Here is a 26,920-nt window from a genome sequence, read left to right as displayed (position 1 = left end):
TTAGATCGTCTTCTATATGTTTTTGAAACTTTTCATACTATTCATACGTCTATTCTATGACGCATAAAGGGCCCGGAGTATGGTTCCCCCCTGCAGGGCCCTTCCATGCATCTTTTCTTTTATACTTATACTTTAAGGAATTTGCGGACACTCATCAGGCTGCCCCAGACTCCGATCAATGCTCCCATCAGAATGAGGAGTGCGGAAACCTGGTAGACAAATGGATTGAATTCCAGCAGCTGGATGAAATGGCCCTGAAGCCTTGGCGAGATATAATCATAGGCATAATTATAAGTGGTTGCAACCAGCACGATCGGCAGGATCGACCCCAGCACGCCCAGCCACAGCCCTTCAAGGAAGAACGGCCAGCGTATAAAGGCATTGGTCGCCCCTACCAGCTTCATAATCTCAATTTCTCTTCTTCTTGCTACAATTGTAATTTTAATCGTATTCGAGATCAGGAACATGGCGGTGAACAGAAGGCCCACTACCAGGACAAGACCGACATTCCGGCTTGTATTGATAAAGCCGAACAGCTTCTCAACCTGTCCCTGTCCGTATTTAACCTTTGTGGCATACTGCAGCTTCTCGATCTTTTCTGCCGTCTTCATTGTATCTTCCGGGTTTTTCGTTTTTACGATAAATACATCGTTCAGCGGATTGTCCTGTTCAAAAAGTTTGAAGGCCTGGCCTTCATCTCCAAGACTATCTATCAGATTGGTCAATTCTTCTTCCTTGGCTGAATATTCGACACTCCCCACTTCGGGTATCTGTTCAATCTTACTCCGTAAAACCTGCTGATCCTGCTCATTTGCAGCAATATCGATGTGAACGCGGATTTCCACGTCCTCTTCAATGGTTGTAGCCACTTGATTAAGATTCATCATAATAACGAAAAACACACCTACCAGGATGAGAGTGACCGTTACCGCACTGGCGGAGGCAAAAGTCATCCATCCGTTCCGGCCGAGGCTCTTGAAACTCTCCCTGATGTGACGGCGAAGGGTTCTAGCTTTCATAACCGTAATCTCCCCTTTGCTCATCACGTATGATTTTTCCGCCTTCAATGGCAATTACACGATGCTTGATTGTATTAACGATTTCTTTGTTGTGCGTCGCCATCACGACTGTAGTGCCCCTCGTATTGATCTCATCAAAGATATTCATGATCTCCCATGAGGTATCAGGATCAAGGTTCCCGGTAGGCTCGTCGGCGATGACTACCTTCGGCGAATTTACAATGGAGCGGGCAATGGATACTCGCTGCTGCTCTCCGCCTGACAATTCAGTCGGCAGCATGCGCGCCTTATGCTTCAAATTGACCAGCTCAAGGGTTTCCATAACCTGTTTTTTAATATATTTTGGCTGCTCCTCGATAACTTCAAGGGCAAATGCGACATTCTCGTAAACTGTCAAAGTAGGAAGCAGCTTGAAATCCTGGAATACAACGCCGATGTTTCGGCGGAGCAGCGGAACTTTGTTAGGCCTCAGCTTTTCAAGATTCACGCCATTTATCGTAATTGTGCCGGATGTGGGCCTCTCTTCCCTGTACATCATCTTGATGAAGGTCGATTTGCCGGCTCCGCTCGGACCTACAACATATACAAACTCTCCTTGCTTGATGCGTACGTCTATCCCGTTGGCAGCAGTTACTCCGTTGGAATACTTCTTATATACGTCTTGCATTTCGATCATTTATATCACCTGTAGTTTAGTGTTAAGAATAGAATTAACTTTTCGCTAGAAATCGACAGCAATTCGACAACAGTGTTTATTAAATCGTGACAAAATTAAACACAAAACTACTAAAAGCAGCTTGTTCGTATTCTCACTCAACCCATTATAACATCATACTTTGTCAAAATAACGGAAAAAAATATTACAGTTTCTTTTCATTTGTATAAAAAACGGTTCTTTTTACCCAAAATCGGGTATCGTAATTTGTTAAAATACGACAAAAACATTGGAAAAACCTTCATATTTATAAATTAAAAAAACCGCCATCCTACTAAAGTAGGATGAAACGGTTTCTCCCTCTTACTTCTTAGCTGCCAGCCATTCTGCCACCGCAGCGGCATCCTCGCCTTCAAGAAGCCTTGGCGGCATGGCACCTTTACCTTCTGCAATCGTCTTTTCAATTTCTTCCTGGGAAAGCTGTGATCCGATCTTCTCAAGGCTCGGCCCAACCCCGCCCTGCAGATTGTCGCCATGGCAGCTTGAGCATTTCTGGGTGAACATTTTTTGCGGATCGCCCGCTCCTGCCGATTCACTGCCTTCATTCGCTTCTTCCCCGCCGCCGCACGCAGCAAGGACTAAGGAAGCTCCCATAAAAATCATCATCAATTTCTTCTTCATTATAAATACCTCCTATATCCGGATCATTTCCGGACATCTGCAAGCCTAGGCACGTTTGAAGCCTTCGCCGAGCACTTCAGATGCATCCATTACTATAATAAACGCTTGAGGATCTATGGTCTTGACGAGTTGTTTCAATTTAGTGAACTCCGTCTGATCAACAACACACATCAGTATAGGGCGTTCATGGTCGGTATATCCGCCATATGCTGATAGTTTTGTCACTCCGCGGTCAATTTTATTCAAGATGCCTTCCCTGACAGCTGCCTGATTGTCCGTAATGATCATGGCCATTTTCGAACGGCTGAAGCCGACCTGGATTAAATCGATCGTCTTGGTTGTCACGTAAAGGGCAATAAGTGCATACAAACCTCTTTCAATATCAAATATGACCGCTGCAGAAAGGACGATCAATCCATCAATGATGGCCACACATGTCCCAAGGGTCAGCCCTGTATATTTATTGATGATCTGGGCCGCAAGATCAGTGCCTCCCGTTGAAGCCTTCCCGCGGAATACAATCCCAAGCCCAAGTCCGACCCCGATTCCGCCGAACAGGGCGCCAAGAAGCGGATCCTGTGTCCATGGGTCTGCATGGCTCGTCAAAAAAACAACAAGCGGCAGGAATATGGTTCCCGCTAAGGTCTTTGCCCCAAACTGCCTGCCCAAGAATATCAGCCCTGCGATGAACAGCGGAATATTAAAAGCCCACTGCACATAAGCCGGCTCCCAGCCAACCAATGCGTCCAATATCGTACTGATCCCGCTCACTCCGCCGGAAGCAATCCGGTTCGGCAGCAAAAACACATTGAACGCCACCGCCACAATCCCGGATCCCACCAGCACAAACAAATACTCCAGCGCCCGCTCCGCCCCAGGGTTATATGTACTGCCTCTCTTTCTCTTGCTCACTTGCATCCTGCTCCTTTATTGGTGACAGGCACCTCCCGAGATTTGTCGAAAGTTTCCTGTTTACTTTTTTTCTTTCATGGGCTTTTCATAGCCGACAGTGAGTATAGCATGTTGAAAAAAGGCTGTAAATGCCAATAAAGTGACGTATTAAAGGAGTGGAGCGGAAGTGTATGGAACTGCAGAACTCAGATAAACTAAACTAAAGCTATACTTAGTTTTTATCCTTTTTACAAAAATATACAAAAAGGATTCCCGCACACAGAAAAGTGGTATAATGTCGAAAAGGAGGTGAAAAAACATGGAGAAGTCACTCGAGCAAATCCTGGTCAGCATGCAGGAGCAGATAGCGGATCTTGGATCACAGATGAATAGCCGGTTTAATGCAATGGAGAAAAGGCTCGACGGGATGGATGAAAGATTTGACGGAGTGGATAAAAGATTTGACGGAGTGGATAAAAGATTTGTCGATGTGAATAAAAGATTTGACGGTGTGAATGAAAGATTTGACGGTGTCGATAAAAGATTTGATGGTGTGGATGAAAGATTTGATGGTGTGGATGAAAGATTTGATGGTGTGGATGAAAGATTTGACAGTGTGGATAAAAGACTCGATGCTGTGGATGAAAGGTTTGACAATCTGACCACCGAAATGAGAAGCCATTTTAAACATATTGAAACAAAGCTTGATCATCATGAAAAGCTGTACCAGGTTGTTTCCAATGAACTGAACGCAGCAAAAATTGATATTGAGTACTTAAGCAAGAAAACCGGTGTCCATGATAAGGAGATCAACCAGCTGAAAAAGACGATTAAAGTATAGAAGCCTCCCGAAAACCTCATCACTGGCCTCACACATAATTCCGCATAAAAAAGCCTTTGCCATTTCCGGCAAAGGCTTTTCCTTCAATATTATAAGCTCAGTCTTGAACGCAGATAAGCATTGATGAACGGATCGAGATCGCCGTCCATCACGCCCTGGACGTTTCCTGATTCCGTGCTTGTGCGGTGGTCCTTGACCATGCTGTACGGATGGAATACGTATGAGCGGATCTGGCTTCCCCAGCCAATTTCCTTCTGCTCGCCGCGGATTTCCAGCAGCTCCTGCTCCTGCTCTTCGATTTTCTTTTGATAGAGCTTGGCCTGGAGCATTTTCATGGCGCGTTCACGGTTCTTGATCTGGGAGCGCTCGGTCTGGCAGGTTACCACGACATTTGTCGGCAAGTGGGTGATCCGGACAGCAGAATCGGTTGTATTGATATGCTGTCCGCCGGCGCCGCTTGCCCGGTACGTATCGATTTTCAGGTCTTCTGTACGGATATCGATTTCGATTTCATCATTGAACTCCGGCATCACCTCACAGGAAACGAAAGAGGTATGGCGGCGGCCTGAAGAATCGAACGGCGAAATCCGGACAAGGCGGTGGACGCCTTTTTCAGCCTTCAGATAGCCGTAGGCATTATGCCCTTTGATCGCGAGTGTTACGCTTTTGATCCCGGCCTCATCACCTGGCAGATAATCAAGTGTCTCAACCTTGAAGCCTTTTTTCTCTGCCCAGCGTGTGTACATGCGCAGCAGCATGGAGCCCCAGTCCTGTGATTCCGTACCGCCCGCTCCCGGGTGGAATTCAAGGATGGCATTGTTTTTATCATATTCCTCGCTCAGCAAAAGCTGCAGCTCGAATTGCGCAAGGCGCTTTGTCAGCTCAGTCAGCTCTTCGGCAAGCTCATTCTGGAGATCCTCGTCGCTTTCTTCCTTCACAAGCTCATAAGTGAGCTCCAGGTTTTCAAACGTTTCAAACAGGTCATGAAATTCATGTACCTGGTCTTTAAGCGCATTCGACTCACTGATAACAACCTGCGCCGCTTTCTGGTCATCCCAGAAGTTCGGGTGCAGCATTTCTTCATCAAGCTCGGCGATGCGCGCCTCTTTGTTTTCTAAGTCAAAGAGACCCCCTGAAGTCCGCTAATACCTTAGCTGTTCTCTCTAACTCATTGCGAATGTCTGCTAATTCCATTCCAGTCACCTCTAAATAGTTTTTTTTCAGTGTATCAGGAAAAAGAGAGCAGGCAAAGCTGATCGAGCTTTACCGGCCCTCTTCATTTCTTATACTTAAGCTTCTTTGCCGCAGCAGTTTTTGTACTTTTTGCCGCTTCCGCAGATGCAGCTGTCATTGCGTCCGACATCCAATTGCTTTACAGCCGGCTTTTTCTTTACTTTACCGCCCTCGTTTTCCTTGGGGTTGACCGCCTGGCCTTTGGCCACTTCTTCACGCTGAAGGTTATTGCGGATTTCTGCCTTCATGATATACTTAGCCGCATCTTCTTCGATGCTGGCAATCATGTTTTCAAACATTGCAAAGCCTTCATGCTGGTATTCGCGCAGCGGATCGATCTGGCCATAGGCGCGGAGATGGATCCCCTGGCGCAGCTGGTCCATTGCATCGATATGGTCGATCCACTTACTGTCGACAGCACGGAGCACTACCACTTTTTCAAACTCGCGCATCTGTTCTTCCAGTATGTCTTCTTTTTCATCATAGCGCTCTTTCACCTTCGCATAGATGGCTTCAAAGATTTCTTCTGTATCCTTGCCGCGCAGGTCGTTGACAGTAAGGTCGCCTTCATTGAGAAGGTTGCCGTTCACATAATCAATCAGGCCTTCCAGATTCCAGTTCTCTTCATCCTCGACAGCAGGGGCAAATGCCTCAACATTGCGCTGCAGGGCAGCACTGATCATTTTCTCGGCGATTTCGCGGAGGTTTTCAGACTCAAGCACTTCATTCCGCTGTGCATAAAGGATTTCACGCTGCTGGCGCAATACATCATCATATGACAGAAGCTGCTTACGCGCATCAAAGTTATTGCCCTCCACGCGTTTCTGCGCAGATTCAACCGCTCTTGATACCATCTTGCTCTGGATCGGCTGAGTGTCATCCATGCCAAGGCGCTCCATCATTGATTTCATATTGTCAGATCCGAAGCGGCGCATCAATTCATCTTCCATGGAAAGATAGAACTGCGTCACACCCGGATCTCCCTGGCGTCCGGAACGTCCGCGGAGCTGGTTGTCGATCCGGCGGCTTTCATGCCTTTCCGTACCGATGACCGCAAGGCCGCCGACTTCCTTCACGCCTTCGCCAAGCTTGATGTCGGTACCGCGCCCCGCCATGTTCGTGGCGATGGTAACAGAGCCTTTTTCACCGGCGTGTGCGATGATTTCCGCTTCGCGCTCATGGTTTTTCGCATTCAGGACATCGTGGCGGATGCCTTTTTTCGTCAAATATTTAGAAATGATTTCAGATGTCTCGATGGCCACCGTACCCACAAGCACAGGCTGGCCCTTCTGGTTGCGCTCGGCGATATCCTCGACCACCGCGCGGAACTTTCCGTCCATGCTCGCATAAATCAAATCTGCACGGTCGTCACGGGCAATCGGCCTGTTCGTCGGGATGACCGTAACATACATATTGTAAATATTGCGGAATTCCTCTTCCTCTGTCTTCGCTGTACCTGTCATACCGGCCAGCTTTTCATACATACGGAAATAGTTCTGGAAAGTGATCGTCGCAAGCGTCATGCTTTCGTTCTGGATTTCCAGGCCTTCTTTCGCTTCGATCGCCTGGTGCAGACCGTCACTGTAGCGGCGCCCCTTCATCAGACGGCCAGTGAACTGGTCAACGATGACGATCTCGCCGTCCTGAACGACATAATCGACATCAAGATGCATGCTCGCATGCGCCTTCAGAGCCTGTGTGATATGGTGGTTGATCGCCACATGGGAAATATCGAACAGATTCTCGATGCCAAAAGCCTTCTCAGCCTTCGTCATCCCGTCCTCTGTCAGCTGGACTCCCTTTGTTTTTTCATCATATGTGTAGTCGTCTTCTTTTTTCAGGTTGCGGACAAAAGCATTTGCCTGGATATAAAGCTGGGCAGACTTTTGTGCAGACCCGGAAATGATGAGCGGTGTACGCGCCTCATCGATCAGGATGCTGTCGACTTCATCGATTACCGCATAATACAGCGGGCGCTGGACCTTCTGCTCTTTATAAAGGACCATATTGTCACGCAGATAGTCAAAGCCAAGCTCATTATTCGTACCGTAAGTGATATCTGCCGCATAAGCAGCCTGCTTTTCTTCTTTTGAAAGTCCGTTCAGATTCAGTCCGACAGTGAGGCCCAAGAATTCATAGAGACGGCCCATCTCCGTCGCATCACGGCTGGCCAGGTATTCGTTGACCGTTACAACATGCACGCCTTTTCCTGCCAGGGCATTCAGGTACACAGGCATGGTTGCTGTCAGCGTTTTACCTTCACCGGTTTTCATCTCGGAAATATTCCCCTCATGAAGGGACACGCCCCCCATCAGCTGGACCGGATAAGGATAAAGGCCAAGCACACGCTTAGCAGCCTCGCGGACAACAGCAAATGCTTCGACAAGGATGTCATCAAGCGTCTCGCCTTTTTCCAGGCGCATCTTAAATTCAGCCGTCTTGTCGCGCAGCTGGTCATCAGTCAGTTTATCTATAGTGGAAGCCAGGGCATCAATCTGATACGCCTTCTTCGACAGTTTCTTTAAATCGCGTTTATTTTGATCGAACACTTTGTTTAAAATCCCAAGCATCAAAAACGCTCCTTTATATTGGATATGGGCTCGTCAATTGGCCTCAGAGCTTTTTATGAAAAATAAACAGCAGCCTCTATGGCAACTGCCGCTCCTGTACCTTTCGCTATCACAGCAGCTATCTCCTCCTGAAAAAAATCGCAGGTTTCCTCCTTAATTCTACCACTTCCTCTATAGAGTGACAACAATTGTGAGAAAGTGCACGAAGTGTGGCAGGGTTCTGCTGCAGCGAGAGCTTGGAGTTTGAGATTTGTGAAGTAGATTATTGCTAGATTTGCAGGTGGATCTCGAACACATTTATTTTGGCGGCAATGGAATATTGGGGTCAATGTGCACGCTGAGGGTGGTGGTTCTCAAGGTATGCAGCAATATTTACTGCAATGTTGAACTGAATCTTAAATAAATGGGTTCTAGACCATGTTCCTGCTTTAATAATCCAGCCTCCCCGATGCGGATTATTCCTGAATGAGAGTTTTTCTGCCCAAAATTGAATTTTTTCTCCCCAAATCCTCAAGGATTCTACCCAAAATCCCATTGATTCACCCCAAAAAGAGCAATAATTTTTCCTTTTTACATTTTTTACAATAGACCAACAACCGAAGTACTCAAAATAAAAACCGGCATCCCACCAAAGGAGCACCGGCCCAATTTCAAAACCTCAACAAAGACGTAACAACCACAATCCCCAGCACCGAAAAAGCGAATGTGCTGTACTCCAGCTTCTTATTCTGGTCGCCAAGGAATTTAGCTGTGATGGTTTCCAGCACCCTCACCAGGACAAATAGCACGACCAGCACCGGAATCAGCAGATAGATATTTTCCCGCACCGGGCCAAAGTCAATCAATCTTACTAAGAGCAGGAGCACGCCTAGAGAGACCAGGTCGCTCAGATTGCGGTAATTCTTTTTAAACAGCCATCCGAAAAATGTATTCAATATGTCGCATCCTTTTTAGTTATTTTGCAGCCATGTCTGAATCCCGGGAATTTCCTGCCATAAGTGAAGATGCCCATCCGCATAGGTGACGGCTTCATTTTTGTCGCCCCAGCTGTAATAGTCTGGAACCTCGCGCGGCATTTTCTTTTTCCCTGAAAGATAATCGGCTGCATATGGATTCTGCTTCTTTGCTTTCTTCCGCAGCACAGCCGCTTCGCTTGTAAAGCCTTTTTCCAGCAGCTCCAGCAGAACCTGATTGAAGAGGCCTGCAGCCATTTCTTCCGGATAAGCTTCCAATAGCTTCCGTGCTTTCTTATATTGCCTGCTCTCACAGTAAGCCGGGAACAGCATATACCTGATACCCTGATTGTCATACGGATTCAGCTCCAGCAGCTCTTCAAAATGCCCAATCGCTTCCGGGAGACTGCCAAGCGCATGAAGCGCCTGCGCATAATTGGCTTTAGCCCTCATAAATGGACGCGTTTCAACCAAGCCCCAGAAGTGGCCTTTGTTTTCCTCGAAAAAGCCGTTGCCGAGATCCTTCTGTCCAGCGTCCATCCCCTTTTTAAACAGCTTAGCTGCTTCCGGGAGATCTTCCTTTTCGGCAAGGATATTATAGGCATCACTATTGAGCGGATTCAGCTCAAGCGCTTCCTTGGCAAGCTTGTATCTTTTTACTCCTGTAGCTTCGAATGCTTCATACATGATCTCCTGAGCTTTCCCCTTATTCGTGGCAGAAGCTTTTTTCGGCAGCGGTTTATCCAAAAGTCCCTGAAGGAAAACATCCAATTCCTCTTCGTTCTCGAACTCCTGCTCCCCGACAAGCCCCATCAAATCATGAATCATCATCTCTGATTCCATCAGGGAAGCCGGCTCCTGGAGCTCAATGTGTGAAATCTCCTCCAGCACTTCCTCAATCGCATGATAGATTTCCCCATAAGCATTCGAGATACTGGCTGCAGAAACACCGTAGAGGGTTCCCAGCTGTTTTTGCGTATACGCAGGGCCTGACGGATTGGCCAGAGTGCCGACAAGATAGCGGAGGCCCGCCACATAAATCCCGGCCTTCTTCGGCTTCTTGCCGGTTTTCTCGATATACTTCATCCAGAGGGTAATCCCCAGCTCAATGATCAAGCTGTCCTCGCCTTCCTGCTCCATATCTTCCGAAAATAAATCAGCAACCTCCGCGGCCCCTTCATTCGGCCACTCATAAGCACTCATAGCAGCAGCCCTTGGCGCTTCTTCCATCAGCTCAAGGAAAAACTCCTGCAGAAATTCCTGCGGATCCTCCATCCGGGTGTCCCTATATTCTTTTAAAAGAAAATCATTGTATGAATCATTGAATTTCCCGTCCAAGTCAAATGGCGCCGGGAAAAATACGTGATGATCCAGATAAGGAAGCAGCATAGCGAATGCAAAGCAGCCAGCCTCTATGTCTCTGTAAGATTCAAGGATCGTCACTGTAAAAGCTTGTCCGCTCAGCGCATCCTCAATCAGAAGCTTGTTATCGGCCCGCTCCTTAATAACACCGGCAAAGGCAAACGGCTTGTCCCATTTTTGCAGGATATCCTTCAGGTAGGAATTCTTCAATACAGGGAGCATTTCTTCTATAAATAAATCCATGATCCTCTCCCCGGAATCGAGCTCCCCAAAAGCTGTGAACCAGAACATATGGACAAATTCATAAAAGTCCCGCTCTTCCTTATCAAAGTATGGAAGATCCTCTAATTCGAAAGACTCCTGAAGCAGTTCTCCGTATACATGCTTGGCAAATTCAATCGCTTCTCCCTGGAGAGCAATGATTTCCCCTTCCATCCTGTCCGATATCACAATTACATCCTTGCTGCCGCAGCATTTTTTATATTTTTTTCCGCTGCCGCATGGACAAGGATCATTCCGATTGACTCTTCCGCTCAACATCAATCTCTCCTTCCGGACATTCATTCTATCTCCTTTTTAGCATAATCCCTGCATAATTGAAACCACTTATAAAAAACAGCCGCCAAACGGCAGCTGCTATTCTTGTTTCTTCATATATTCCAGTATATCCAGATCTATCTTCCATTCATCCTGCTCGCGCTCTTCGAAGTTTTCTGTATGGATATAGGTTTTCAGCGCTTTGTATAACTCCCCGCCGGATGCCTTTTCTTCCAGATAGCCGAGCCTCACCAGCTGGCTGCCCAATTCTGCCTCGACATCTCCTTCAATGTCAGCGACCCTGCCCTCTTTGCTTGGTGCAAAATAAAGCTGCTGCAGATGGTAGATTCGGATCAGTTCCGTGATCGGGTCAGGATGGTCATCGACACGCAGATCGATATAGCGGTCATTAAAGCCGCCATACCCTCCCTTTTCTTTTACCACCAATAGAGCTGCTGACTGCTGGCCGCGGCTGTCCCCGCCCGCTTCCTGGCCGGCGTTAAGAGAGGCAAGCAGACGCTCAGCCAGGTTGCCTTCACTGCTGGTAAAAGTATCAGCCATCGCCTTTACTGTATTTTCATCTACTAAAATATTGCCCTGTGCTGCGAAAAACTTGCCTGCAGTCCCGCCAGCCCAGTCATAGCAGCCGTTTCCAGTAAAAGTCGCCCCGTTTCCCTCAAAATCAACGATTCCGACCTGGCGCAGTTCCTTGTCAGGGTCTTCGGCTGTAATAAGATCAAGCGCCTCCTGGGCAGTCTTTCCCTGCTCCATTAATTCTAATGCCTGTGGACCGTAAGCTGTATTGGCATAAGACTGCGTCGCCACTGCACCAACGCCTGCCTTCGCAAAGGGCACGACCGCACCAACACCTAAAAATTTGGATTGGACCGCAATCCCCCATTCCTTTTCCTCCGGATCATAGCCAACGATTGAAAATGTCATATTCTATTCCTCCTAAAAATCTCTCTTTATATTCTTTCGCTTCTCTAAACGTTTTCTCCTTTTTCTTCCTTCTAAATAAATGTCACAATCTGTCGATATACTTCACGTGAGAATTTTTTGATAGAGGTGAATGGAATTGGTGAAAAAGTTAGGCCTGCTTCTGCTGGCCATTCTGCTGCTGGCAGGATGCTCGCTGCCGGGTGATGCAGCGGAGGTTAAGCAGGAAAAGGAATATAAGATTGGCATTTTAATGTCCGAAACAGGATTGGGGGACGACTCCTTCAATGACTCGGCCTTCCGCGGCCTGGAAAGGGCCCGTGATGAGCTGGGCGTCCTGTTTGATTATAAAGAAGCGCCAGACGGAGATTCAGAAGAAAAGCTGACAGCGCTTGTCGAGGAAAAAAATGACCTTGTCATCGGCCTTGGTTTTACAGCACAAGAGCCGCTTGAAAAAATCGCTAAAAAATATCCAAAACAGCAATTTCTGCTGATTGATGCCGTATCAGAATTGCCGAATATCGCTTCGATCACATTTAAGGAGCATGAAGGCAGCTTCCTGGTCGGAATGGCAGCAGCCATGGCCAGCAGATCGAACACACTCGGCTTTATCGGCGGTGAGGATGCAGAAGTCATCCACCATTTTGAACAGGGCTTCATCCAGGGTGCCAGGCATGTAAAGCCTGATATCAAAATTTTAACCGAATACGCAGGCTCATTCAGCGTTGCTGAGCTCGGCGGAAAGATTGCAGAATCACAGATTAACAAAGGTGCGGATTTCATTTATCCAGCAGCCGGGTTTACCGGCTATGGCGCGCTCCAAAAAGCCCAGGAAAAAAGGGTTCATGCAGCAGGAGTCGACTCTGATCAGTTCTTTGTCGCGGAAAAAGCCATTGTCACCAGCATGCTGAAAAATATTGACGTTGCAGTGTATGACATCGCGAAGATTTTAAAAGAAAAAGGTAAAATTGAACAGCATTCTTTTGTACTCGGCCTTGCTGAAAACGGCGTCGGCCTTGCAGAACTGCGTGCCTTCCCATTCTCGGAAGAACAGAAAAAAGCCCTTATTGCCGCCAAGGATGAAATCATTGCCGGCGACATTACCGTAAATTCTACTAAACCATAAAGGAGGCTGCACCATGAGATTGCGCAACCGACTGATGATGATTGCCATCATCCCCCTTATCTTATCAACTGTAATCATCGGTTATATGATCAGCCAGATCCTTGAGCTTCAGAGCTCCTCCAGGGAGGATGTAGAGGTCCTGCTGCAGATAGAAACCCTGAACGGTGAATTTGTCAGTGCCAGGCAATCACTGGCGAGCGCAGCGGCGACCGGCACGGACGCTAATAAGCAGGAAGCTGCCGGAATGCTCGGGAAAATTGAAGAAGACATGAAACAGCTGAAATCTGCCATAAGTGAAGCAGACCAGAAAGCCACTTTCACAAAAGCGGAAAATAAATTCAGCACCTTAACAAAAGAAGCCGGAGACGCCCTTACAAGCGGGAACCAGCCGGAAATCAAGCGGCAGTCCATCCGCATTGCAGGCATCATGAATGATTTTTACTTTTTGGATAAGCAGGCAGAAGAGTGGTATGAAGCAAAGACAGCCCATATGGAAAAACAGATCGGCTTCATCGTCACATCATCCCTGATCGCCAGCATCCTGCTGATTCTTCTGTCCGGAGGATTTTCATGGCTGGCAGCCAAAAAGATTACAATGCCGCTCAATGAAATCGTCCAGCAGGCAGGGCGGGTCGCCAAGGGAGATTTGACCATCGAGCTCCAAAGAGCAAAGCCTGCGAGCAAATTTGAAATAGACCTTTTACGCTCAGCTTTTGCCGACATGATCGGGAATGTAAAATCAACCGTAGAATCAATAGATAATGTTGGAAAGCAAGTGTCCACTTTTTCAAAAGAAGTATCCGGCTATATGGAAAGTGTGACAGAAAGCAGCAGCCAGGTTGCTGTTTCCACCGAGGAGCTCGCTAAAGGAAGCCAGGCGATATCCGAGGATATCCAGTCAACCGCAGAGCTCATGCGTAGCATGGGCGACAACTTTACAGTGGTCCAGCAGGAAAGCCAGAACTCACTCCAGGCGAGCATGGAAGCAATGAGCTCCATCGATGACGGCCGCAAGTCACTCGAAAAGCAGGCAGCCTTCGCCGGACAGCTTTCCAGCTCATCAGAAGGAATCAAGACTTCTGTCCAGGAGTTCGCTGAGTATACCGGCAAAATCGAGAATGCAGCCAATACAGTCAGAGAGATTGCAGAACAGACCAATCTGCTCGCACTGAATGCAGCCATTGAAGCGGCCCGTGCCGGCGAGGCAGGCAAAGGCTTTGCCGTGGTTGCGGAAGAGGTAAGGAAGCTCGCAGATGACAGCTCGAAAGCAACCGTCCTGATCACCAGCATGGTTTCAAGCATCAAGCAGGGAGTTTCCACCATACTGAATGCAACAGAGCTGGGCAGCAAGCTAACCGATGAACAGCTTGGGTCCATAAAAGAAACAGAAGACAGCTTCTTCACCATCGCCGGACATGTGGCCGGAATCTACGACCAGCTCACAACACTTGCGGAAGGAACGGAAAAATCCGCAGGCATGAGCCAGCAGGTTATCGCGGCCATTGAGAATGTGTCTGCTGTTACAGAAGAAACGGCCGCCGGGACAGAAGAGATTTCTGCGTCCACCGATGCCCAGCTCCGCTCCTTCGAGCAGGTCGGCGATAAGGTCTCAGCACTTGAAGCATTGACTGAGGAAATGAAGCGTGAGCTTGGAAAGTTCAAAGTAAATTAATTAAAAAAAGAACCGAATCCATTTGGATTTGGTTCTTTTTTCTATTATGCTAAAAATATCCCGCCATAAACAAGCGAGCCGGCAATCACATATGCAGGGTGCACCTTGAACTTCTCCATAAGCACCAGGCTGACGACACCGATGAAGAGAGTCTGCCATATGCCGGCACCTTCGTAAGAGGAAAACAGGAAGTCATACGTCATGACCCCAAGAAGAACGGCAATGACCGGTCTGATGACGACCGTCATCCGCTTGACGCGCGGCGATTCCTTGTATTTCATCAGCAGTCCGAGAAGGCCGATCATCAGGATCAGCGACGGGGCAACGGTGGCAAAAACACCGACCGCGGCACCCAGAACACCTGCCTGGTCATAGCCAATATAGCCGGCCATCTTTGTGGCAATCGGGCCGGGAAGTGTGTTTCCTAAAGCAAGCATCTCACTGAACTCACTTGTGCTGAGCCAGTCATAGCGGTCGACCACTTCATTCTCAACCAGCGGGATGGAAGCCGGGCCGCCGCCATAGCCCAGGATTCCGGGGATGAAAAACGCTAAAAATATCTGGATATAAATCATGCTGAGCTTTTCTCCTTTTCCGCATTTTTGCCAGCCCTATCCTTTTTAAGGAGCGCCCCGAGCAATAAACCGATAATAATGATTGCAGGATGAACGTTCAGGACCTCTAATACAACCAGGCTTCCGGCCACAAAAAGCAGTGTCCAGCCCCAGCCGAGATTCGATTTGACTGATTTTTTCACAAAATCCCAGGTCAAAGTGCCGAGCATCACAGCAACGACAGGCACAACCGCCGTTGACATCCCCTGCACCCAAGGCTGATCTTTATAAGAATTCAATACGGTCAGGAGCAGCACCATCAGGATGATCGTCGGCACGATCGTCGCAATGATGGCATTCAGCATTCCCCAAACACCCGCAACCCGAAAGCCAATATAGCCGGCCATCTTCGTGGCAATCGGTCCCGGAAGCGCGTTGCCGAGCGCAAGCACATCGCCGAACTCATCTGAATCCATCCATTTATATTTATCCACCACTTCTTTATGGACGAGCGGAATAGAGGATGGTCCCCCGCCATAGCCCAGGATTCCAACTCTGAAAAAGGCTAAGAATATGTCTGCATGCTTCATGACTGATTCACCTTTTCATCCTTTCCGGCCTGCCTGACGAACAGGCATCCGGCAGCCCTCCCGGCACAATGTCAGGAGGGCTGCCCTAATTATTATTATTTTCTAATTATAACGCTCTATAACTGGTTTGCCTATCCATTTACTTTATTTCATTACCATGCAGCAATGGTTCCGTTGACCAGGACAAGGCTGGTAAATAAAAAGGCTGCCATTTGCACATACTAAGCTCGATTTCCTAAATAGAATTAAAAAATCATTAGAACACCTGGTGAAAACAATTGATTTTCCCGGCGATATTTTGTACAATAAACCTATAAATTCATAGCACGTCTCCCACAAAGGGGAGTAGCTTTTACAGCATAGTCGTCATTACAGAGCGTCCGCTCTCGGCTTTGCTGGCAGAATTGATTCTGTTAGCCAGACCTTTGCCTGAACGGCAAAGGTCTTTATTTATGCACTCAAAGAGGCCTTTGCCGCGCTGGATGATCCCAGCATGGCAAAGGCCTCTTCTCATTGCAGGACAGGCGCCTTTTTTGGCAGACAAGTGTGGTAAATCCCTGCTGGTGTGCATATGAAAAGAAAAGAGCTTTGTGGCTGGAATGCCAGAAGGAGCAGAGAATGTAACCAGAGAAATTTCCAAAAGAAGTTTAAACAGGACATCCAAAGACTAACAAAATAATAAAACACAAAAAAACTAATAGGAGAGATTTATGTTGCTTTTACGAAAGTATATGTCATTGATCGGTGTCGGGTCGGCGAGGATTGACCTTATATTGCCAAAGCTGAGCTACCATCCGGGCGAGAGCATTTGCGGTTATTTCAACATTGAGGGAGGCACAATCGACCAGCAGATCAAACGTATTGAGTGCGACCTGGTTGTCACTGATGAAACTGGAGAGAGTGTAGTAGACTCTACCACCATCCTGACTACAAAAAAAATTGAATCGGATGAGTGCAACCATATGCCGTTCCACTTCACTCTGCCGGAGACCCTGCAGCCGTCCGGCAAAAAGCGCTCATACCGTTTTAAAACGCGGATGATCTTTAACGAAGGCGTTAAAAGTGCAGATTTAGATGAAATCACTATTATTCAAGCTTAATGGAGGAAAACGTGAATATAAGGCACATAAAACAGCTCATCATGGCCGCGGCCCTTGTGAGCATCGCCGAAACCGGCTATCAGGCTGCATCCGCACGGGAGATTAAAAAACCGCCGCGGGTATAGCTCGTTCATTCCAGCTTTCAAAAAACCTCAAAATTCGACATAAAGAACATTTTGACTTTTTCTTTATAAAGAATATTTATCCACTTAATGTAATTTTTTTAGGATAAAAGGAAGGTTTTTTCCCGGTTTTATAGTATAGTAGAGGGTATAACATTCGAAGGAGTGAACGGCCTTGAAGTTGAAGTCCCTCTATTGTTTCTTTTTAAAGAACCATAAATACAGCTATTATAATGATCAATGTGTCAGGTGCGGGAAAAAGAGAAAGCGTACCGCTGCCTAAGTCATCTAAATAATAAGACCCTGCTCCAATCGGGAGCAGGGTCTCTTTATCATTATTGAGCTTCAATCAGGCCGTAGCGGCCGTCTTTACGCTTATAGACAACATTGGTGCGATTCGTTTCCGCATTCGTGAACACATAGAAGCTGTGGCCGAGAAGGTTCATCTGCAGGATGGCCTCTTCGTTGTCCATCGGCTTCAGGTCGAAGCTCTTCTGGCGGACAACTTCAAGCTCATTATCCTCTTCTTCCAGGACCGGCGCCTCCGGCTCATCAAAAGAAGCAAACATCAGCGTCGGGCTTCCCTTCTCACGGAACTTGCGGTTCACCTTCGTTTTGTGCTTGCGGATCTGCCGTTCCAGCTTATCCACAATCAAATCGATGGCCGCATACATATCTTCATGATCCTCCTCAGCGCGGAGCACCAGATTCTGCATCGGAATGGTCACTTCCACTTTGGAGCGGTTATTATTATACGTTTTTAAGTTTACATGTACATTTGCATCAGGAGTTTCAGTAAAATATTTTTCCAGTTTCGCAATCTTCTTCTCTACGTATTCTCTAATCGCTGGAGTTACCTCAATGTTTTCACCACGAATGTTATAATTCATAGATGAACTCCTCCTTTTCATTATACAGTAAAGCTCTCACAGGCGTCCGCGGCCTTTAAGCTGCCGCTCCCTGAAAAAGCCTAGCCTTAAAATTTTATTAAGACTATGTAAATATAATTCTACTGTACCCCAGAAAAGTCCTGCAAAAACGTTCAGATAATTTGAAAACATTTGTCGAAAGCGTGTCGATTCAGCTACCATCTTATCTAAAAGAAAAAAGACCGCTCCATTATAGCGGTCAGGATTGTGTATAAGGCTTAAGCTCCTGCTGGATCATGACGCTCCAGGCGGCAAAGGCAGGATAAAGCTGTTCACGGATGATCTGCTGCTTTTTCTCCGCATTCTCGAAATTCCCTTCCAGGAGCTCCGCTTTTTCAGCCACCACATCAAACACAGCAAGCACTTTCTCAATCGAAGAATGATTCTCGAACAGCTGGCTCAGCTGCTCATTGACAGAGGCAATCTGCGGCAGGGCGTGAAAAATATCAACCAGCAGTGTATCGCCTTCTGTCTTTTCTAAATTCGTGAAGCTTTCAACTATGTATTCGAAGGCTTCTTCAACGGTATCAAGCAGATCCTGGTATTCCTTTACCAGAATATGCTGTTCTTCTTTCAGCTTTAACATGGGGTCACCTATTTTCGTTTATCGTAAAACATACCGTCCGTTGCCATCGACTGATATGGATTCACATATTTATTGTTCGATTCCTTCTTAATGGACAAGCCTTTGATATCCTTCTGGATCATCGCCTTTTCCTTCTGCAGCAGCTGTGACAATCGGATATTGAGGTCAAGCAGCTTTTTCCCGAGTGCCTTTTCCCCTTCTGAATACGGCGGCTGGACCTCCTTCATCAGCTGCTCCCGCTCTTCAAGGGCAGCTTCAATCCAGCCTATCTTTTCGTCGCGTTCGTCTCCCTGCTCCAGCTTTTCAATCAGCCCAGCCGTTAAAACATACAGCCGTTCAACAGTGCTCATTAAATCTGCCCCGCCTGGCTGAACTGCTTCTGGCGGTTCACCTGGATGACCTCTTTCCAAGTATCACGGAACTCAGTCACAAGGCCTTCCACCTCATCTAAAATCGCTGCATCACTTTTCAAATTCGCCTCAATCAGCTGGCGGTTCATATAGTCATAGAGCGACATCATATTCTGAGACACTTCCTGATCCATATTGAGCGTCACCATCAATTCCCTGATGATGTTCTGCGCCTTCTGGATATTTGTATTCTTCGCTTCAATATTCTTATCAGCAATCGCCTTCTTCGCCTGAACAATGAATTTCAGGCAGCCATTATAAAGCATAAGCGTCAGCTCCCCAGGCGAAGCCGTCGTAACCGAGTTCTGCTGATATGATTGATATGGATTCTTTGTGGCCATTAAGGACACTTCCTTTCAAAACTGTATTCCCAGTGGCGGTGATTATCCTCCGAATTGCTGCATTAAGTATGCCATCTGCTCGTTGGAGCGCTGGATGGCTTTTTCCATGGCTGTGAATTGGGACCAGTAACGGTCCTCAATTTGCGTCAGCCGGTCTTCGAAGCGGTCAATGCTCTGGTTAAGACTATCAAGCTGCTTGCCCATCGTAAACTGCTGATTCGTGGAAAAAGAGTTTCCGGCTTTCAGCTTGACTTTCTCCATTGAAGTATTCACTGTATCATACAGTCGCTGAACGATTCCCTTTTGATCATTAGTTGTTCCAGATGCGTTAAATAGCTTTTCAACTGAAGCTGGATCTGCCTCAATCGCCTTTTTAAGTTCCGCCTCATTAATCTCGAGCTTACCACCTTCGAGATAGTTAGCTGTCGTTTTAATACCAATAGCCGAAAGCTGTTTATAAAGTGGGTTAATTCCTTCACTGTTGACAGAAGTGTAAAAGTCCGTCCTCATTTGTGTAAGAAGGCTTGTAAGAGTTGGATCTCTGCGCAGTGTACCGCTTTTCGCTTTCTCTTCCCACTGTTCCTGCTGCTTATCAGATAGCTGCTCTCGCTGTTCGTCAGTGAGCGGTGTGTAGGATTTATATTTCTCCTCAGAAATCTCACCCTGAATTTTTCCAATTAGTTCATTGTACTTGTCTACAAAACCTTTAATATTCTCATAGATATCATTCGTATTATTGCTGATAGTAATATCAACTGGCGCATCTGAGAAGATCTGCTTTAAAGTGAAGGTGACTCCGCTGATATCGAAGGTGTTCGAGTTTCGTTCTGTTTCAAGGCCGTTAATAGTGAAGACTGCGTTGTCCCCGCCTTTTTCTGGTGCTCCAGAGAACTTAAGAACATTTTCGATGAACTGGCCGGAAGTGACAATCTCTTCATCCGCTGACGTTCTTGTAATTGGGTTCCCATCCTTATCAACCGGATTTGATTCCAAGCCATGGAAGTTGCCAGTTTCCGTCCGAGTTAAAGTGACTTTATCTGTATATGAATCATAAAACATAGTAACACCTGCAGATGAGGTATTTACTTTGTTAATGACATTATTAAGGGACTCTGAACTCTGGATGTTAAAGTTCTCAGAAACATATCCTTTAGAAGTATGTGAGCTAACATTGAAATTAAAATAATTTTGCTGATATTCTACTTTAACACTAGTATCCTTTAAGTTGATTCCGTCGAACATGACTTTTCCGGTAGCAGGGTCAACAGAGCCAACTTTCTTATCTGAACTATCCGTAATGGTCCATAAACCATTATTTCCATCAGTTACTACATTATAAGAAGAGGCTTGCAGATCTTTATTGGTTATGACAATGGATGATATAGAGCTCGGCTGTCCCTTTGATAGAGTAAAACTGCTTGCATCATCCGTAAAAGAAAAAGTATCAATCTTTTTATCAGCGATATAATCCACCTTAATGGAGCTGCTTTTATCAATAGAATTCTTGAAGGTTAATTTCCCATTTTCTGTGTCGACATAGACATTATTCTCGTTTAATTGATTAAGGTCTGTTACGACTCCATAGGATTTTCCATTAACCTTAACATTCATAGAGCTTGTTGTACCTGTAGCAAGCTTAACTCCTTCTGCCAGACCCAGGGAAAATTCTTTTCCTGCTTCTGTTGGAGTGATGTTTTTCGTTTCAACACTGCCTGGTTTCCAATCAATAGCTTCTGCAAAGCTGCCGGAACTTTCACTCAGCGATTTGCTTGCGTCGATCTTTTTACCGTCCGCAGCAAGTGCCCCTGTATTAACCTTTGTAGCAGCCGATGCTAATCTCTTCACATTTGATATCGAATAAGAAGCCAATGCTGCTGCACTTGTTGCCGTTGCTGTCACTTTCGATTCATTTGTTGAAGAAGTAGAGCGCGCCCGATAACTTGTTGAAAGCTTCATTTGCGTAAGCTCTGTCCTAAAATTAAGAAGGAGCGTGTTCATTGAGCGGTAATCATCCCGCTGCCATTCCATCACTTGCTTCTTCTGCTTCATCTTATCCAAAGGCATCCGCTCAGCCTTCATTAAATCCGACACAAGCTGATCTATGTCCATGCCACTTGCCAATCCACCGATCCTAACCAAGATTGGTCACCCGCCTTTATATCTTTTTATCAACCACCAGCCCGACAAACTCTGTCATGGCAGCATACATATCAAGCATTTTTTTTGAAGGAATCTCCTTCACAACCTCGTGAGTATCATTATCTACAATTGTAACGTAATACTCATTTAATTTTTCATGAAGCTCGAATTTAAGGGAAGTATTTGAGGGCTGTAAAAACTCATTCATTCCCTCGATAATATCACCGAGCTTTTCTTTGCTATCTTCATTTCGATAAGTATGTTGTTCTGTTGAAATAACAATATCTTGTTCTATATTTACCTGCGTTACCGCTTTGTCTAAAGATGTTGTTCTAGGTGAATAGGGGACAACGCTTTGCCCTGAAAGCCTCTCGATCATGGAGGATCCTCCTATTCTAGTGTTCATGGTAATTATATCGGCAGGAACAAACAATATTTTAGGGTAAATACTCCCCTTTTCTAAGGTAACTACCCTAGGAAAAGTAAACATCGGTAAAATATATTAACCTCATAGCTGAAATAAAGAGACCCTAGTACAAATAGAGTCTCTTTTACATAAAAATTAAACTAACGGAGAAGCTGAAGAACCCCTTGTGGCACTTGATTAGATTGAGCCAGCATTGCCTGTGCTGCTTGAGAAAGAATAGAATTCTTTGTTTGTGCCATCATTTCCTTTGCTAAATCGGCATCTCTTATGCGAGATTCTGCACCTGTTAAATTTTCAGAGTATGTTTCTAAATTGTTAACTGTATAATTTAAACGGTTATGGTAAGCTCCAATCAAGGAGCGTTCAGATGAAATCAACCCAATAGCATAATCGATTATATTTAAAGCGCCACTTCGAGCATTAGCCTCAAGCACCGACAAATCCTTCAAACCTAAAGCAGCGGTTTGTGTATCCATGAGTGTTAACGAAAAACTTTGTCCCTCATTTGCTCCGATTTGCAGTTGCATAGTTCTGGGTTCACTCAAAACCTCATCCGCACCTTTTTCTTGTGAAAGAAAAAGCGATGTAAATGCATTCCCAGCAAGCCGATTTATCTTATGGTTAGAGCCTGGAGTATCATGGTTCAATAATAGCTGACCATTTTCATATAATGCTGTTACTCCTGAGTTCACTTCCAATAACTTGGCATTAAGTTCAACTAAAAGCTCTTCCGATGTATAATTACCTGATTCCATTAGGATTGTCTTTTCGTTCTCATCTACATAAAAACCCAAAGTATCATTTACACCTTCCTCGATCAGTAACCCCGAGGATAGGTCGGAATTTCCTAAAATGCTGAAAGATTGTTCTGGTATTTCAGTACCCTGGTTTATATTCATAAATAAACCAGTAAACGCACTTCCCGCGAACTGAATGGCGTTAACATTGCCAGTGCTGGCAGACGTTCTTTTAATTTCAAGAACTTTGATATCATAACCATCAACAGCTAATCTCTCATCTGAGTACCCTTGCTCAATAGATGCTTTTAACTTTATGTTTTCACTAGAAAAATGGCCGTTCAGCTCTTCTATTAGCTCTTGCGAGGAATAAGTCCCTGCTTTCAATTGAAATACATACTGACTGTCATCTATCTTAAGTTCCAGAATATCATTTTGTCCTTCATTAATAATGATGCCATCACTTAAATTGCTATTTCCTCGTAACCACTCGTCACTCCATTTATAGTTAAATAGAAATGAAGCAGCATTCCCACCAATATTACTTATTTGCTTCTCTCCCCCGGCAATATGTTCTAACTGATTAATAGCTAAGGTACCTCCTGGAATCACATAGCTAGAAAACTGGACCTGCGCCCCACTTTCACTTATTCTTACATTTATTTCATCTTTTATTTGTTGCCTATTTCCGTATGTACCAGCTGTAAGTGTAATTTCATAATTCTCATTATCAACGTTAAAAGTAAGAGTGTCATTGACTCCTTCAATAATGGTGCTATAAGCAGGATTGGCATTGTTGAAATTGCTTTTGCTTGTCACTGATACTCTAGTGAATGCCTGAAAATCTTGACCTGGTTTAACCGATAAAAAAATACTCTCTACAAGATTTCCGGATAAATTTGTAATTTTAGAGTCTTTGCCGGGGATCATATGATTTAGAATTAATTGTTGTTTCTGATAAGAAGCTGTGACCTTAATATTTTTATCCATGAATTTACGATTTATTTCATCCAGTAACTCATCTGCCGTATAAGAACCTTCTTCTACTTGAACAAACGTTGAAACATCATCTATATGGATGTCTAATCTATCATTATCCCCCTGGACGATTGTAAATCCATGTGAAAGATCAACAGAGCCAAAGACTTTAGCAGGTTCCGCTTCCCTTAAAACAGATTTTTCCCCATTGAAACTGCCATCAATTAAATTTTTACCATTAAAATGAGTATTTTGGGATATATCATTGATACTGCTTTTTAGCTCATCAATTTCCTTTTGTATTTCCATGCGATCCGATTTTGTGAGGGTATCATTTTCTGCTTGAATTACTAGTTCTCTTATTCTTTGCAAAGGGGGATTTAATATTTGTGATAATGCTCCTTCAGCTGTATCCAGCAATGCAAGTCCATCTTGAACATTCCTTTGAGCTTGTCCCAGACCGCGAATTTGAGCACGCATTTTTTCGGAAATTGCTAGTCCTGCCGAGTCATCAGCTGCAGTATTTATTCTCAAACCTGATGACAGCTTCTCCATATTCAGGGCAAGCTTTCCCTCCTGATTCTTAAGGCGATTTACACTGCGCAAAGCACTAATATTATGGTTTATGATCATTTTAAACACACCTATTATTTTTAGATTCTCTTATATTTATCGGATAAGTTTGGGGAGAGTTAAGGGGATTGATCAATAAATAAGTGTTTAAATAGGGTTGGAGTTATTTTTGTAACTAAGAGGAGATAGATACAGAACTGTGGATTATTAACAATATTGTTGTATCATGGGGCCGAACATAAATTTATCATTACCTTTATTGAAAAAGAGACCCTAGCAAAACTAGAGCCTCTTTCAATAATATTAATATTAACGAAGAAGTTGAAGAACTCCTTGTGGTTGTTGGTTGGCTTGCTTTGCCGCTATGCCTTTCAGTCATAGAATAGACTATATCTTCATCCATGTTTTCATGGAGCTGGGCACTTCGAACAGCATTTGCTGCCCTACGAGATTCATAATCTTAGCATCCGCCTTAGATCGTTTTCCCTAGTCGTTGAACCTTCTCCAGAGTTTCCTCACAGGAGCTTGGCTGCTGATTATCCATTGTTTCATCCTCATCATTTTCACACCATCACGCTGACCGTTTCCAGTTACGTTGTGGTTGATGAAGCTTTAGGAAGTTCCAGCAATTCACCCAGTTATACTCTAACTCGTTACCAAGCTAGACGCCCTCTAATCATTATCTCAAGAGTTGTAAAACTCCTTGAGGCATCTGATTCGATTGAGCCAACATTGCTTGTGCTGCTTGAGAAAGAATAGAGTTCTTAGTTTGGTTCATCATTTCTTTCGCCATCGTGCGAACATTTACTTTCATAAATGACCAGACTATATCTTCACCCTCTAGCGAACTAGTAGGGGCCGGGCACTTCGGATTCACAATGCTGATGACCATTGTTTCACCTACGGATTTCATCACCATAGCTTTTGCCTTAGATGGTTTATCCTAGTCGTTGAACCTTCTCCACTCTTTCGAGACAGGAGCTTGGCTGCTGATTGCCCAATCTTTTCTTTTATCAAACCATCACGCTTGTCGTTTCCAACTACGTTGTGGCAAGAAAAGCTCTAAGGGGTTTCCAGCAATTCACCCGATAATGATCTCTAGCCGTTACCAGCTAGGACGACTGTGCTTGTCACTGCCTAGGCAGCTAAAGCATAATCTACGTCACGGATACGAGATTCCGCAGCTGTTAGGTTTTCAGAAGATGTTCCTAAGTTGTTGATTGTGTGCTCTAAACGGTTTTGGAATGCACCAAGTTTAGAACGTTCAGCAGATACTTGAGAAATTGCCTTATCCAAGATATCAGTAGCTTGTTGAGCTCCTTCTTCTGTAGATACATTAATGTCACTAACAAATTTCTCAACACCATTAAATTTAGTGCTACCGATTGCTTCTGATCTCATATCGCTAATGTCAATTTTCATTGCTTGACCAGAGTTAGCTCCAATTTGAAGTGAAATACCAGAGTTTTTAATATCAGCATTTACATTGGTTAATCCAAGAGTATTAGCTGCATTTGAAGTTTCATCAATCTTCATTTCTGCGCTATTGCTAATAGTTAATTTTCCTTCATCATTAAATGCTACTTTAAGGTCAGCAGTTGTAAGTGATGCTTTATAATCATCAAGTGCAGAACTTCCTCTAAAACCTTTCGCTTCTAATTGTTCAGTAGATATTTCGCCTTCTCCAGACCCTTGAGTTATAGCATTTACTGCAGCCACAATAGAATCCTTAACAGCTGTAGCCAATGCTGCTTCAGTATCATAAGAACCCTCAGCAATTGAAGCAGTTAGATTTATACCGTCCATTGAAAGTTTAAGCTCATTATTTACTTTTTCAGGCGAAGCAATACCATCTTCTAATTTAACTTTAAAATTATCTGATAAGTTTTTCACACTATTTTCACTTGAAGAAGAACCTGCGGGAACAACAGTAGGTTTAGTTGCATCAGCAGTTTTAGCAACCGATACTGCAGAAGTTCCAAACCTTAAATTTTCTGAAAACACATCATTTCCTGCTGTTGTACTACCACTCAGTGAAAAATCATTGGTTGTACTTTTATTAGAAAACGAGAAAGTTACTTCACCAAATGCTGTATTTGGTGTAGTTCCATCTGCCTCAAACTTATCAGTATCTACTTCAAAGTTTAATTTTAAATCCTTAACAGCAGTTGTAGCAGCGGTACCACCATTCGCATCATCGTATGCCTTAGCTGCGTCTTTAATCGCTTGTTCTACTGCTACAGTAAATTCTACAGCATCCTTATAATTTCCTTCTTTAACTTCTACTGAAAGATCCGCAGTCTTTGTTGCCCCAGCACTAATTGTTAATGAAAATGAATTATTTTTTACTTCTGCGCCGTCTCTAAGGTTTATGCCTCCAGTTACGTCAACAGCAACACCACCAGTTAAATCAGCACTAGTAGTTTTTGCACCCTTAGATCCATCCAGTAATTTTTGGGTGTTAAACTCTGTAGTATCACCAATACGTGTAATTTCTTTTTGAAGTTGAGAAACTTCTTTTTGGATTTCTGCACGGTCATCTGCAGTGTTAGTATCATTTGAAGATTGCACAGAAAGCTCACGCATACGTTGTAGGATATCGTGAGTTTCGTTTAATGCTCCTTCAGCAGTTGAAATTAGAGAAATTCCATCTTGAGCATTTTTAGAAGCCATATCCAAACCGCGTATTTGTCCACGCATTTTTTCAGAGATTGCTAAACCGGCTGCATCGTCTCCAGCTTTGTTGATACGAAGACCTGAAGCTAGTTTTTCCATAGATTTAGATTGGTTAGTTGAAGCAGTGTTCAACTGACGAAAAGTAACCTCGAAAATCAAAAATCTCCCTAACCAAGAAACCCATGTAACTCAAAGAATTTGCAGAAAGTGAAGTTGCATCATTAGGAAAACCAAATAGAATGGAAAGAACTCGTTCCAAAACATTAGGGAATCATAAAA

General features: G+C 44.8%; 22 protein-coding genes and 3 pseudogenes. 4 read left to right on the top strand and 21 right to left on the bottom strand.

Going from position 1 to position 26,920, the window contains the following annotated elements:
* Nucleotides 1–125: 125 nt before the first annotated feature.
* The 4 genes from ftsX to Q9R36_RS17000 all read right to left on the bottom strand — a co-directional run bounded on the left by ftsX (nt 126) and on the right by Q9R36_RS17000 (nt 3,273).
* Nucleotides 126–1,019 carry a permease-like cell division protein FtsX gene (gene ftsX, locus Q9R36_RS17015; RefSeq protein WP_022544394.1) on the bottom strand — a complete coding sequence of 298 codons (894 nt, stop codon included), beginning with the start codon at nt 1,017–1,019 and terminating at the stop codon, nt 126–128.
* Nucleotides 1,009–1,695, bottom strand: a complete 687-nt coding sequence (gene ftsE, locus Q9R36_RS17010) for a cell division ATP-binding protein FtsE (RefSeq protein WP_022544395.1) — start codon at nt 1,693–1,695, stop codon at nt 1,009–1,011. Before ftsE ends, ftsX begins: the two co-directional genes overlap by 11 nt.
* Nucleotides 1,696–2,037: 342 nt before the next feature.
* Nucleotides 2,038–2,355 carry a cytochrome c551 gene (gene cccB, locus Q9R36_RS17005; RefSeq protein ID WP_009793010.1) on the bottom strand — a complete coding sequence of 106 codons (318 nt, stop codon included), beginning with the start codon at nt 2,353–2,355 and terminating at the stop codon, nt 2,038–2,040.
* Nucleotides 2,356–2,400: 45 nt separating this feature from the next.
* The gene (locus Q9R36_RS17000; protein WP_180827294.1) at nt 2,401–3,273 is read right to left on the bottom strand and encodes a YitT family protein; all 873 of its coding nucleotides are present in this window, start codon (nt 3,271–3,273) and stop codon (nt 2,401–2,403) included.
* 292 nt (nt 3,274–3,565) lie between these two features.
* Between Q9R36_RS17000 and Q9R36_RS16995 the strand changes: the two genes are divergently transcribed.
* A complete protein-coding gene (locus Q9R36_RS16995) occupies nt 3,566–4,087 on the top strand; it encodes a hypothetical protein (protein WP_311225597.1) in 522 nt (173 codons plus the stop codon).
* Nucleotides 4,088–4,176: 89 nt separating this feature from the next.
* On the opposite strand, the gene prfB is transcribed toward Q9R36_RS16995, so the two are convergent.
* From prfB to Q9R36_RS16970, 5 genes are all read right to left on the bottom strand, one after another.
* A protein-coding gene (gene prfB / locus Q9R36_RS16990) for a peptide chain release factor 2 (RefSeq protein ID WP_311225596.1) occupies nt 4,177–5,281 on the bottom strand; the annotation gives its coding sequence in 2 pieces (ribosomal slippage) (nt 4,177–5,208 and nt 5,210–5,281; 1,104 coding nt in all).
* A gap of 95 nt (nt 5,282–5,376) precedes the next feature.
* Entirely contained in the window at nt 5,377–7,890 is a 2,514-nt protein-coding gene (secA, locus tag Q9R36_RS16985) for a preprotein translocase subunit SecA (RefSeq protein ID WP_311225595.1), read from the bottom strand.
* A 650-nt stretch (nt 7,891–8,540) separates the two neighbouring features.
* Nucleotides 8,541–8,825: a hypothetical protein gene (locus Q9R36_RS16980; protein WP_148949662.1), complete on the bottom strand. Its 285-nt coding sequence runs from the start codon at nt 8,823–8,825 to the stop codon at nt 8,541–8,543.
* Between the two features lie 15 nt (nt 8,826–8,840).
* Nucleotides 8,841–10,745, bottom strand: coding sequence for a YecA family protein (locus Q9R36_RS16975; RefSeq protein ID WP_311225594.1), 1,905 nt, complete (start codon nt 10,743–10,745; stop codon nt 8,841–8,843).
* A 96-nt stretch (nt 10,746–10,841) separates the two neighbouring features.
* A complete protein-coding gene (locus Q9R36_RS16970) occupies nt 10,842–11,684 on the bottom strand; it encodes a DUF1028 domain-containing protein (RefSeq protein ID WP_311225593.1) in 843 nt (280 codons plus the stop codon).
* Nucleotides 11,685–11,814: 130 nt separating this feature from the next.
* On the opposite strand from Q9R36_RS16970, the gene Q9R36_RS16965 reads away from it, so the two are divergent.
* Both Q9R36_RS16965 and Q9R36_RS16960 read left to right on the top strand, forming a co-directional pair.
* The gene (locus tag Q9R36_RS16965; RefSeq protein ID WP_311225592.1) at nt 11,815–12,807 is read left to right on the top strand and encodes a BMP family lipoprotein; all 993 of its coding nucleotides are present in this window, start codon (nt 11,815–11,817) and stop codon (nt 12,805–12,807) included.
* A gap of 13 nt (nt 12,808–12,820) precedes the next feature.
* Nucleotides 12,821–14,479 carry a methyl-accepting chemotaxis protein gene (locus tag Q9R36_RS16960; RefSeq protein ID WP_311225591.1) on the top strand — a complete coding sequence of 553 codons (1,659 nt, stop codon included), beginning with the start codon at nt 12,821–12,823 and terminating at the stop codon, nt 14,477–14,479.
* Between the two features lie 44 nt (nt 14,480–14,523).
* On the opposite strand, the gene Q9R36_RS16955 is transcribed toward Q9R36_RS16960, so the two are convergent.
* The gene (locus Q9R36_RS16955) at nt 14,524–15,054 is read right to left on the bottom strand and encodes a chromate transporter (protein WP_224902637.1); all 531 of its coding nucleotides are present in this window, start codon (nt 15,052–15,054) and stop codon (nt 14,524–14,526) included.
* Entirely contained in the window at nt 15,051–15,623 is a 573-nt protein-coding gene (locus tag Q9R36_RS16950; RefSeq protein ID WP_311225590.1) for a chromate transporter, read from the bottom strand. The genes Q9R36_RS16955 and Q9R36_RS16950 overlap by 4 nt, the downstream gene beginning before the upstream one ends.
* 710 nt (nt 15,624–16,333) lie before the next feature.
* On the opposite strand from Q9R36_RS16950, the gene Q9R36_RS16945 reads away from it, so the two are divergent.
* Nucleotides 16,334–16,723, top strand: coding sequence for a sporulation protein (locus tag Q9R36_RS16945; RefSeq protein WP_306009926.1), 390 nt, complete (start codon nt 16,334–16,336; stop codon nt 16,721–16,723).
* A 457-nt stretch (nt 16,724–17,180) separates the two neighbouring features.
* Here the strand turns inward: Q9R36_RS16945 and hpf are convergent, their stop codons facing one another.
* The 10 genes and pseudogenes from hpf to Q9R36_RS16895 form a co-directional block, all read right to left on the bottom strand.
* The gene (hpf, locus tag Q9R36_RS16940) at nt 17,181–17,735 is read right to left on the bottom strand and encodes a ribosome hibernation-promoting factor, HPF/YfiA family (protein WP_094768487.1); all 555 of its coding nucleotides are present in this window, start codon (nt 17,733–17,735) and stop codon (nt 17,181–17,183) included.
* 238 nt (nt 17,736–17,973) lie between these two features.
* Nucleotides 17,974–18,360 carry a DUF8042 domain-containing protein gene (locus Q9R36_RS16935; RefSeq protein ID WP_129613333.1) on the bottom strand — a complete coding sequence of 129 codons (387 nt, stop codon included), beginning with the start codon at nt 18,358–18,360 and terminating at the stop codon, nt 17,974–17,976.
* An 8-nt stretch (nt 18,361–18,368) separates the two neighbouring features.
* Nucleotides 18,369–18,710, bottom strand: a complete 342-nt coding sequence (gene fliT, locus Q9R36_RS16930) for a flagellar protein FliT (protein ID WP_311225589.1) — start codon at nt 18,708–18,710, stop codon at nt 18,369–18,371.
* Complete coding sequence (fliS, locus tag Q9R36_RS16925) at nt 18,710–19,111, bottom strand: flagellar export chaperone FliS (RefSeq protein WP_311225588.1); 402 nt, start codon at nt 19,109–19,111, stop codon at nt 18,710–18,712. Before fliS ends, fliT begins: the two co-directional genes overlap by 1 nt.
* Nucleotides 19,112–19,153: 42 nt before the next feature.
* Entirely contained in the window at nt 19,154–21,250 is a 2,097-nt protein-coding gene (gene fliD, locus Q9R36_RS16920; protein WP_311225587.1) for a flagellar filament capping protein FliD, read from the bottom strand.
* A 16-nt stretch (nt 21,251–21,266) separates the two neighbouring features.
* On the bottom strand, nt 21,267–21,629 hold the full coding sequence (gene flaG, locus Q9R36_RS16915; protein WP_311225586.1) for a flagellar protein FlaG: 363 nt from the start codon (nt 21,627–21,629) through the stop codon (nt 21,267–21,269).
* 188 nt (nt 21,630–21,817) lie between these two features.
* A pseudogene (locus Q9R36_RS16910) lies at nt 21,818–22,078 on the bottom strand (flagellin); the annotation flags it as partial.
* Nucleotides 22,079–23,617: 1,539 nt separating this feature from the next.
* A pseudogene (locus tag Q9R36_RS16905) lies at nt 23,618–24,025 on the bottom strand (flagellin N-terminal helical domain-containing protein); the annotation flags it as partial.
* Between the two features lie 619 nt (nt 24,026–24,644).
* Nucleotides 24,645–24,761 (bottom strand): annotated as a pseudogene (locus Q9R36_RS16900) (flagellin); the annotation flags it as partial.
* Between the two features lie 341 nt (nt 24,762–25,102).
* The gene (locus tag Q9R36_RS16895; protein ID WP_396137122.1) at nt 25,103–26,740 is read right to left on the bottom strand and encodes a flagellin N-terminal helical domain-containing protein; all 1,638 of its coding nucleotides are present in this window, start codon (nt 26,738–26,740) and stop codon (nt 25,103–25,105) included.
* Nucleotides 26,741–26,920 lie beyond the last annotated feature (180 nt).

The organism is Bacillus sp. AG4(2022) (assembly GCF_031844465.1).
Classification (GTDB): Bacteria; Bacillota; Bacilli; order Bacillales; family Cytobacillaceae; genus Bacillus_AB; species Bacillus_AB infantis.
This window is presented reverse-complemented; position numbering and strand designations above follow the sequence as displayed.